This is a genomic window from Bradyrhizobium sp. CCBAU 45389, from assembly GCF_028128625.1.
Taxonomy (GTDB): Bacteria; Pseudomonadota; Alphaproteobacteria; order Rhizobiales; family Xanthobacteraceae; genus Bradyrhizobium; species Bradyrhizobium liaoningense_B.
This window is the reverse complement of record NZ_LBIY01000092.1, coordinates 274,202-282,864: the sequence shown is the minus strand read 5'-3', so window position 1 is coordinate 282,864 and position 8,663 is coordinate 274,202. Positions and strand designations below refer to the sequence as shown.

Sequence of the window (8,663 nt, the reverse complement as noted above, 5' to 3'; positions counted from 1 at the left end):
ATCGATGGATACTTGCGCGCCTCAAATCGACTTGAGCACGTAACGTCGGTTGTCCTTCTGCACCGGCCTTGCGTTCATCGGATAGAGCTTTGCGAAGGCGGCGATATCGGTAGCCGACACCTGGATCGGGTCGGTCAGCAGCAGCCATTCGACCACTTCCGAGCAGGGCGGCGTCGTCAGCGAGCCGGAATAGCGGTAATAGCTGAGCTTCGGCGGCAGCATGGCGAGCGGATCGATGCTCGCATCCGCTTTCACCGCGGGCCCTTCCGCCGTCGGCATGGTCTTGATGACCTTGGCAAAGGTCGGGTTCGGCCTGCCCTCCGCCATCAGCACGCCGACCACGGCGAGCCCGCCGGCATCGTTGCGATGGACGAAATGCGCTTCCATCGGAAAATTCTTGCCGCCGATCATGTGCTCGCTCGGCCGGTGGAAGTGCACCTGGAGCAGCTTGTATTTGACGTCGCCGAGCGTGAGCGTGCTGCCCTCGGCGAAATTGAGCTGGATCGTGTGTCCGTTGTTGACGATGGTGTCGGCGCTCTTGCCCCAGCTCAGCTTCAGTGTCGGCAATTGCGACTTGATCGTCGTCTCGATGTCGATAGGCGATTGTTGCAGGCCGACCGCGCAGGCCTTGTTGGCAGCATCGAGATCGCCCCATTTGCCCGGACCGCCGGCGCCTTCATAGCTCCAATGCACGCCTTCCGCAGCGAAGGCCGGCTTGCACACCGGACACAGCGCAAGACCCGCGAGTGCTTTCAATGCGTGACGGCGATTCATCGTAGTCCCCCTCAGATCAATGCGATCGGCAATGCGCGCGCAACCTAGGCGAGAGGGGTAGTGAGTCGCAATGGCAATCGCGCGTTGAATCTACTGGCTCGCCCACACGATCCTTGCGACCCACGCGACCTCACCCGTCGCCATCGCGCGCTCGCCCTGCGAGGCATCGAGCGGCTGCAATTCCAGCGCCTTTGCCGTGCGGCGCTTCAGGGTTGCGATCGTCACTTCGCCCGCTCTGGTCTTCACCACGACGCGGTCGCCCTTGCGGATCGGTGCGCCGGGTGACACCAGGATGACGTCACCGTCACGATAGGTGGGCGCAAGCGTGTCGCCCGCGATCGCCAGCGCAAACGTCTGGCTGTCCTCGGGGATAGGAAGCGCGACTTCGGTCCAGCCCTTGCCCGATGGCAGGCCGGACTCGTCGAAGGCGCCGCTCGCGCCGGCGAGCGCCAGGCCGAGCAGCGGCACCGATCGGCCGTCGCCTGCCTCGTCGTCGACCAGCCTTGCGAAGGTGTCGATCGAGTCGCCGGTCGCCGCCAGCGCTTTCGCGATCGATTCGGTCGAGGGCCAGCGCTCGCGGCCGTCGGAGGTGATGCGCTTGGACCTGTTGAAGGTGGTGGGGTCGAGCCCGGCGCGCTTGGCAAGGCCGGACGGCGACAGGCCGGCACGCGCCGCCAGCCGATCCAGTGCGACCCAGATCTGGTCGTGGGTCAGCATCCTCTGTGCTTTGGCCTGTCTGACCATGGAAGGTCCAGCCCGTCGCAACTCAGGAAAACTGTCCTCAAATCAACCGGTTTTCCGTTTTTTGCGCAAGGGGTGGCGGGAAAGCGGTTGTCGAGCGAACGGTATACCCGTTCGTGGCAAGGAAAACGCGCCAAAACAGGAATCTGGAGCGCCGTTCCGATTTCATCGGGACGGAATAGGCTCTAAGTCTTGAGTTCGGAAGGAGCGGCCTTTACGGTCGCGCCGGGGTTTCAGGGACCCCAACAGACGAAAAAACCCAAGAGACTCAAAGAGCTGTCTCAAAGGGCAAACAGGGCTGCGTAAGCGGTGGTCAAGATCTACAAAATCTGTCCGGCATCGGCCTGGCGCGAGGCGGAACGGCAGGGCGTGTACCAGGGCAGCGCGGACGATTCGCGCGACGGCTTCATCCATTTCTCGACGGCCGCCCAGGTTCCCGAGACCTTGCGGAAGCACTTCGCCGGCCAGCGGGCGCTGTTTCTCGTCGAGGTCGACGGCGATGCGCTCGGCAGCGAGCTGCGCTGGGAGCGCTCGCGCAATGACGAGCTGTTTCCGCACCTCTACGGCGAGCTCGATCTCGGCGCGGTGATTTCGGTGATGAACCTCAACATGCGCTCGGACGGCGGTCACGACGTGCCGGAGCTTGCCCCGTGATCCGCGCTTTCGACGCTTTCTCGCTGCCGGTGCTGCGCTGGCTCGATCCGGAGGATGCACATCGCCTCGCGATCCAGGGCCTGCGTTTCCTGCCGCCGGTCAAGCCGCGTCCTGACGATGCCAAGCTCGCGGTGCGCGCCTTCGGCCTCAACTTTCCCAATCCGATCGGCATGGCCGCGGGCTTCGACAAGAGCGCCGAGGTGCCGGACGCGCTGCTGCGGCTCGGTTTCGGCTTCGTCGAGATCGGCTCGGTGACGCCGAAGCCGCAAGCCGGCAATCCACGGCCGCGCCTGTTCCGGCTCGAGCGCGACGAAGCCGTCATCAACCGCATGGGCTTCAACAATGACGGCGCGGAAGTCGCGTTGCGCCGGCTCGCCGCACGCGCGCAGCACGGCGGCATCGTCGGCGTCAATGTCGGCGCCAACAAGGATTCGCCCGACCGTGTCGCCGACTATGTCAAGCTGATCGAGACCTTTGCGCCGGTCGCGAGCTATTTCACCGTCAACGTCTCCTCGCCGAACACGCCGGGCCTGCGTAACTTGCAGGAAGGCGCGCTGCTCGACGATCTCCTCGCGCGCGTGATCGATGCGCGCGAGCGTGTGCGGCAGAAGGCCGGCGATACCCCGGTGCTGCTCAAGATCGCGCCTGATCTGAGCCTCGCCCAGCTCGACGACGTCGTGCAGGTCGCGCGCTCGCGCAAGGTCGACGGCATGATCGTGTCGAACACGACGATTGCGCGGCCGAGCACGCTGCGCGAGGAGATGCGGGCGAAGGAGCAGGGTGGCCTGTCCGGCCGGCCGCTGTTCCGCCTCTCGACGCGGATGGTCGCGGAGACCTATGTGCGCGTCGAGGGCGCGTTCCCCCTGGTCGGCGTCGGCGGTGTCGATTCCGGCGGCGCGGCGCTGACCAAGATCCGCGCGGGCGCGAGCCTGATCCAGCTCTATTCGTCGCTGGTCTACAAGGGTCTCGGCCTCGTCGAGGAGATCAAGCGCGACCTCACCTCGACACTGCTGCGCACGGGCCGGGATTCGCTGTCCGAAATCGTGGGCTCCGATGCGGCGACGCTGACCGCGGAGGACTGGCCGGGGATGTAGGTCTCGTGCCCCGGACGCAGCGCAGCGCGCCGGCTTCGGCGTGGTGCGCTGCAGAGCCGGGGCCCATTAGCCGCGTTCTGGGTCCCGGCTCTGCGCAGCAGCGTTTCACGCTGCAGCGCGTCCGGGACACGAGAGCTAAGACCTCGCAAACGTCGCCCGATACAGCGCCGGATACCTCATACCCTGCAAACCACCACGCGCGACATAGAACGCGATCAGTGCGCACCACAGTCCGGCATTGCCGAACGACTGCAGCGACAGCCAGACGCCGAAGAAGATCGCGAGCGAGACTAGCATCAGGTTGCGCATCTCGCGCGCCCAGGTCGCGCCGACATAGATGCCGTCGAAGCCGAACGCGAACACGCCGGGGATGGGCGCAAGCACGATGAACGGCAGGAAGTCGCGCGCGGCGCGGCGGACGTCTTCGCTCGCCGTCATGAAATTGATGATATCAGGTCCGAACAGCGCGAACAGCACCGCGACGACCAGCGCGAAGCCGAGCCCCCACAGCAGCACCAGCCGGGTCGAATCCGAAAAACCTTTGCCATCTCGCGCGCCAAAGGTGCGGCCGCAGAGCTGCTGGGCCGCGTTCGCAAGGCCGTCGAGGAAGAAGGCGCTGACCAGCAGGAAATTGTTGAGCACGGAGTTCGCCGCCAGCGTGACGTCGCCGGCCCGCGCGCCCTTGGCGGTGAAGAACAGGAACACGGCGATCAGCGCCGCGGTACGGATCAGGATGTCGGTGTTGACCGCCAAGAGCCGCATCAGCTTTGCGCGATCGAGCAGCGTTGCGCGGGGCACGGCAAAACCGCCGGCGGCGTAGCGTCGGCAGACGATCACGCCGAGCACGAAGCCAATCGTCTCCGACAGCAGCGCGGCGATCGCGGCGCCCGCGATGCCGGTGTCGTAGACCAGCACCAGCAAGATCGTCGCCGCCATGTTGATGAGGTTGATGACGACCTGCAGCAGCAGCGCCGGATTGGCACGGGCCAGTCCCACCAGCCAGCCGAGAATGACGTAATTGGCGAAGGCGAAGGGCGAGGACCAGATCCGGATCATGAAATAGGTCTTTGCGGCCTGCGTCACGCCCGCGCTGCCGCCCATCAGGTCGAACAGCACGGCGGCGAGCGGCAATTGCAGCGCGATCAGCGCCGCGCCGATCAGGCCGGCGACGATGAAGCCGCGCACCAGGATCACCGTCTGCTCGCGCGTCTCGCCGGCGCCGAGCGCCTGCGCGGTGAAGGCGAGCGTGCTCATGCGCAGGAAGCCGAACAGCCAGAACAGGCAGTCGAAGATGACGGAGGCCATCGCGACGCCGCCGAGCAGCGCCGCATCGTCGAGCCGGCCGATCGCGGTGGTCGAGACCACGCCGATCAGCGGCGTCGTCAGGTTCGCGACCATCGCGGGACCGGCAATGGTGAACACCTGGCGGGAGCCGATCTTGAGGGGAACGGGTGCGTGCATCTTTCAGAACACGAGCACCATGCCGTCTTCGGCGGCAAGGTGCGGCACGTCGTCCAGGCGCGACAGCATGTCGTCGCTCATATGGGTGAGGACGAGACGTTTTGCGCCGATTGCTGGCAAGTGCTGTTCCAAGGTCTTCAGGCTGAGATGGTTCTTGACCACCTTCTCGTACATATAGGCTTCGGCGATGAAAAGGTCCGCGCCATGCGCCAGGGGAATGAGCGTCTCCGTCCATTCGGTATCGGCGCTGTAGGCGAGCGTACGGCCCTCGGCCTCGACGCGGTAGGCGAGGAAGGGACCGCCGGATTCGCCGTGCACGACCGGGTAGGGCGTGACATTCACCGCGCCAAAGGATTGCCGTTGCTCGGGCGCAAGTTCGACGACGTTGAGCTCGAAGCGCTGTTTTGTCTTCGAGGAATGTTCGAACAGCGTCTCCATGACCTGCGTCAGCCGCGTCTCGATGCCTTGCGGGCCCGCGACCGTCAGCGGCCGCGTCCGCCGCGAGAATTGCGCGTCGAGCAGGAAGAAGGGCAGGCCGGCAAAATGGTCGCCGTGGAAATGCGTGATCAGGATCAGGTCGATGTCGTTGCGCTCGATCTCCAATCGCTTCAGCGCCGGCAGGGCCGACGCACCGCAATCGATCAGAAAGTTCGCTTCGCGCCCCGAGACATGGAAGCAGGTGTTGAGCCTGCCGCCGGAACCGAAGGCGTCACCGCAGCCGACGAAACGCAGTTGCATCGGCTGCGCAACTCCTTGAGGTCAGCGGCCGCGCGGCGCGCCGAACACGCGCGACAGCAGCCAGATCGGGATCACGATCACCGCGCCGAGCAGGAAGTAGCGCCACAGCCAGTTGATGGTATCGAAGCCGAGATCCCAGAGACGCTGGAACAACAGGCGGATGCTGTAGATGATGTTCCAGGGGTCAAAGCCGATCGCGGCGAGCACGACGCCGACCAGGATCGAGAGCAGGACCAGGCGAAACGCGACCGCCAGCGGCGAGCCGCCGAGAAAGCGGTTCAGGCCGTCGCTGCGGCCGGCCGGCAAATCTCTGACGTCTTGAACCATCGCAAACTCCTCGGGCGGATTCGACCCCATTATAGGGCACGGCGAGGCACATGGGGAACCCGCAACGGGGCGTCAATCGGGTTACCGGAGTTTAATTCGGGCAAGCGCCGGGACGATGCCTCACGCCTCGATCTCCACCGGCTCCGCCTTCAGCATCTTTTCCAGCGTCTCCAGCCGGTCGGCCTCGCGCGGCGGCTTGTCCCAGCGTAGCCGGCTGATGCGGGGAAAGCGCATGGCGATGCCGGATTTGTGCCGTGGCGAGCGCTGCAGGCCCTCGAAGGCGACCTCCAGCACCAGCCCCTTGTCGCCCTCGTGCACGACATGGCGCACGGGACCGAATTTTTCGGTGGTGTTGCGGCGGACGAAGCGGTCGATCTGCAGGAGCTCCTCGTCGGTGAAGCCGAAATAGGCTTTGCCGACCGGCACCAGCTCGTCGCCGCTTTCGCCTGCCGTCCAGACACCGAAGGTGTAGTCGGAGTAATAGGACGAGCGCTTGCCGTGGCCGCGCTGCGCATACATCAGCACGGCGTCGATGATGTGCGGATCGCGCTTCCACTTCCACCATTGCCCTTTCGGCCGCCCCGGCAGATAGGGCGCATCGCGCCGCTTCAGCATCACGCCTTCGACGGCATCCGCGTCCTCGCCGGCGCCGGCGCTAGCGGGATCGGCGCGCGCGGCGGTCAGCGCCTCCCAGCTTGCGAAGGGCACGGTGGGCGACAGGTCGATGCGGGGATCGCTAAGCTTCCTGACGAATGTCTCCAGCCGTTTGCGCCGCTCCGCGAACGGCAGCTCGCGCAGGTCATTCTCGTCGTCGCCGAGCAGATCGTAGGCGCGAAGGTGGATCGGAAACTCCTTGATCAGTTTTGGCGAGACGACCTTGCGGTTGAGGCGCTGCTGCAGGACGTTGAAGCTCTGCACGCGGCCTCCGCGCAGGATCAAGAGCTCACCGTCGATCGCGCCGGGCAGATGCAGCGACGGCACGAGATCGGGAAAGCTGCCCGTGATGTCCTCGCCGGTGCGCGAATAGAGCCGCGCGCTGATGTGCCCACGGTCGTCCCGGCCAGCGACCGCCTGCACGCGGATGCCGTCCCATTTCCATTCGGCGATGTAGTCGGCGGGATCGAGCGCGGCGAAATCGCTGTCCTCGATCGCATGCGCCAGCATCACCGGGCGGAACGGCGCGGGATCGCGATTGACCGGCTTTTCGGCGCGCCCCTCCAGCCAGGCGAACAGGTCGAGATAGGGCGGGGCGAGCCCCGGCCAGATCAGCTCGATCTCGTGCGGATCCTTGTCGCCGAGCGCCGCCGCCGCAGTCTTGGCGAGGCGCGCGGAAATGCCGATTCGCAACGCACCAGTGACGAGCTTCAGGAGGGCCCAGCGGCCGGTCTCGTCGAGCTCGTCGAGCCAGCGCTCGAGCTGCTTCGGCAGCTCCGTCTTGCCGAGCGTGCGCAACGTGGTCACGACCTCGGTGAGGGTAGGGGGAGGCGGGTTGTTGTGGGCGGCGAGTTCGGCCCTCGGCCACATCAGCGCCACCGTCTCCGAGAGGTCGCCGACATAGTCGTAGCTCAACCCGAACAGCACCTCATCGGTCCGCGCCGCGATGAGGTCGCGGATCAGCGCCGGCTTGGCGTGCTTGAAGCTGAGCGCGCCGGTCAGCGCGGCCAGCGCATAGCCGCGGTCGGGATCGCCGACCTCGCGGAAATAGCCGGTGATCAGCCGCAGCTTGTTGTTGCGGCCGGGCTCGTAGGCGAGGCGGTCGAGCAGTTCGGCGAAGCGGTTCATGCTTCGGCCTCGTCTTGAAGCGGCGTTTCGCTCTCCTCCTCGTCGCCATAGCCGACGAGATCGAGGGGCTGCGCTTTCAGGCCCTTGCTCCGGCACCAATGCACCAGCGCATCTTCCTGCCCGTGCGTGACCCAGATCTCGCCGGCGCCGGTCGCTGCGATGGTTGCGGTGAGGCCGTCCCAATCGGCATGGTCGGAGATCACCAGCGGCAGCTCGACGCCGCGCTGCCGCGCGCGGGCGCGCACGCGCATCCAGCCCGAGGCGAAGGCCGTGACGGGATCGGGAAAACGACGGGTCCAGAGATCGGAAGTCGCCGACGGCGGCGCCAGCGTGATGGTGCCGGCGAGCGCCGCCTTCTTCACGCCCTTCACCGGCCTGAGCTCGCCGAGGTCGATGCCGCGGCTCTGGTAGTATTCGGTGATCGTCTCCATGGCGCCATGCAGATAGATCGGCGCGTCATAGCCGGCTTGGCGCAGCAGCGCGATCACGCGCTGCGCCTTGCCGAGCGAATAGGCGCCGACGAGATGGGCGCGCTCCGGAAACAGCGCGACCGAGGCGAGCAGCTTTTTCACCTCGTCGCTCGCATCGCCATGCCGGAACACCGGCAGCCCGAACGTCGCCTCGGTAATGAAGACGTCGCAGGGCACCAGCTCGAACGGCGTGCAGGTCGGATCGGGCGCGTCCTTGTAGTCGCCGGAGGCGACGATGCAGGTATCCTTAGCTGTCACCGCGATCTGCGCCGAGCCCAGCACATGGCCGGCGGGGTGAAACTTGACGCGGACGTCGCCGAGCCGGATCTCCTCGCCATAGCGGATGACTTGCGTCGAGCCGGCAAAATTCTCGCCATAGCGCAGCCGCATCATATCGAGCGTTTCCTGCGTCGCCAGCACGGCACCATGGCCGGCGCGGGCATGGTCGGAATGGCCGTGGGTGATCACGGCGCGCTCCACCGGGCGGACGGGATCGATATGGAAACCGCCGGGCTTGCAGCACAGGCCGGCAGCAGCTGGCAGCAGGATGTCTTGCGGACGCATGGACATCATATAGGCAGCGGTGCTCCGATATTCACCCGTCATGCGCGGGCTTGACCCG

Annotated in this window: 9 protein-coding genes; 2 read left to right on the top strand and 7 right to left on the bottom strand. The window is 65.9% G+C overall.

Annotated elements, in window-relative coordinates:
* Positions 1-21 precede the first annotated feature (21 nt).
* Complete coding sequence (locus XH79_RS23845; protein WP_271583154.1) at positions 22-774, bottom strand: carbonic anhydrase; 753 nt, start codon at positions 772-774, stop codon at positions 22-24.
* A 90-nt stretch (positions 775-864) separates the two neighbouring features.
* Positions 865-1,518 (bottom strand): S24 family peptidase, encoded by a 654-nt coding sequence (locus XH79_RS23840; protein ID WP_271583153.1) that lies wholly within the window; start codon positions 1,516-1,518, stop codon positions 865-867.
* A gap of 306 nt (positions 1,519-1,824) precedes the next feature.
* On the opposite strand from XH79_RS23840, the gene XH79_RS23835 reads away from it, so the two are divergent.
* Positions 1,825-2,169 (top strand): DUF952 domain-containing protein, encoded by a 345-nt coding sequence (locus XH79_RS23835; RefSeq protein WP_212340894.1) that lies wholly within the window; start codon positions 1,825-1,827, stop codon positions 2,167-2,169.
* A complete protein-coding gene (locus XH79_RS23830; RefSeq protein WP_271583152.1) occupies positions 2,166-3,263 on the top strand; it encodes a quinone-dependent dihydroorotate dehydrogenase in 1,098 nt (365 codons plus the stop codon). Before XH79_RS23835 ends, XH79_RS23830 begins: the two co-directional genes overlap by 4 nt.
* Positions 3,264-3,398: 135 nt before the next feature.
* On the opposite strand, the gene XH79_RS23825 is transcribed toward XH79_RS23830, so the two are convergent.
* The 5 genes from XH79_RS23825 to XH79_RS23805 all read right to left on the bottom strand — a co-directional run bounded on the left by XH79_RS23825 (position 3,399) and on the right by XH79_RS23805 (position 8,605).
* Positions 3,399-4,724, bottom strand: a complete 1,326-nt coding sequence (locus XH79_RS23825; RefSeq protein WP_271583151.1) for an MATE family efflux transporter — start codon at positions 4,722-4,724, stop codon at positions 3,399-3,401.
* A gap of 3 nt (positions 4,725-4,727) precedes the next feature.
* The gene (locus tag XH79_RS23820; protein WP_271583150.1) at positions 4,728-5,462 is read right to left on the bottom strand and encodes an MBL fold metallo-hydrolase; all 735 of its coding nucleotides are present in this window, start codon (positions 5,460-5,462) and stop codon (positions 4,728-4,730) included.
* Positions 5,463-5,483: 21 nt separating this feature from the next.
* On the bottom strand, positions 5,484-5,789 hold the full coding sequence (locus XH79_RS23815) for a DUF6460 domain-containing protein (protein ID WP_018644944.1): 306 nt from the start codon (positions 5,787-5,789) through the stop codon (positions 5,484-5,486).
* Between the two features lie 120 nt (positions 5,790-5,909).
* Entirely contained in the window at positions 5,910-7,571 is a 1,662-nt protein-coding gene (locus tag XH79_RS23810; protein WP_271583149.1) for an ATP-dependent DNA ligase, read from the bottom strand.
* Positions 7,568-8,605 (bottom strand): ligase-associated DNA damage response exonuclease, encoded by a 1,038-nt coding sequence (locus XH79_RS23805; RefSeq protein WP_271583161.1) that lies wholly within the window; start codon positions 8,603-8,605, stop codon positions 7,568-7,570. The genes XH79_RS23810 and XH79_RS23805 overlap by 4 nt, the downstream gene beginning before the upstream one ends.
* Positions 8,606-8,663: the final 58 nt, after the last annotated feature.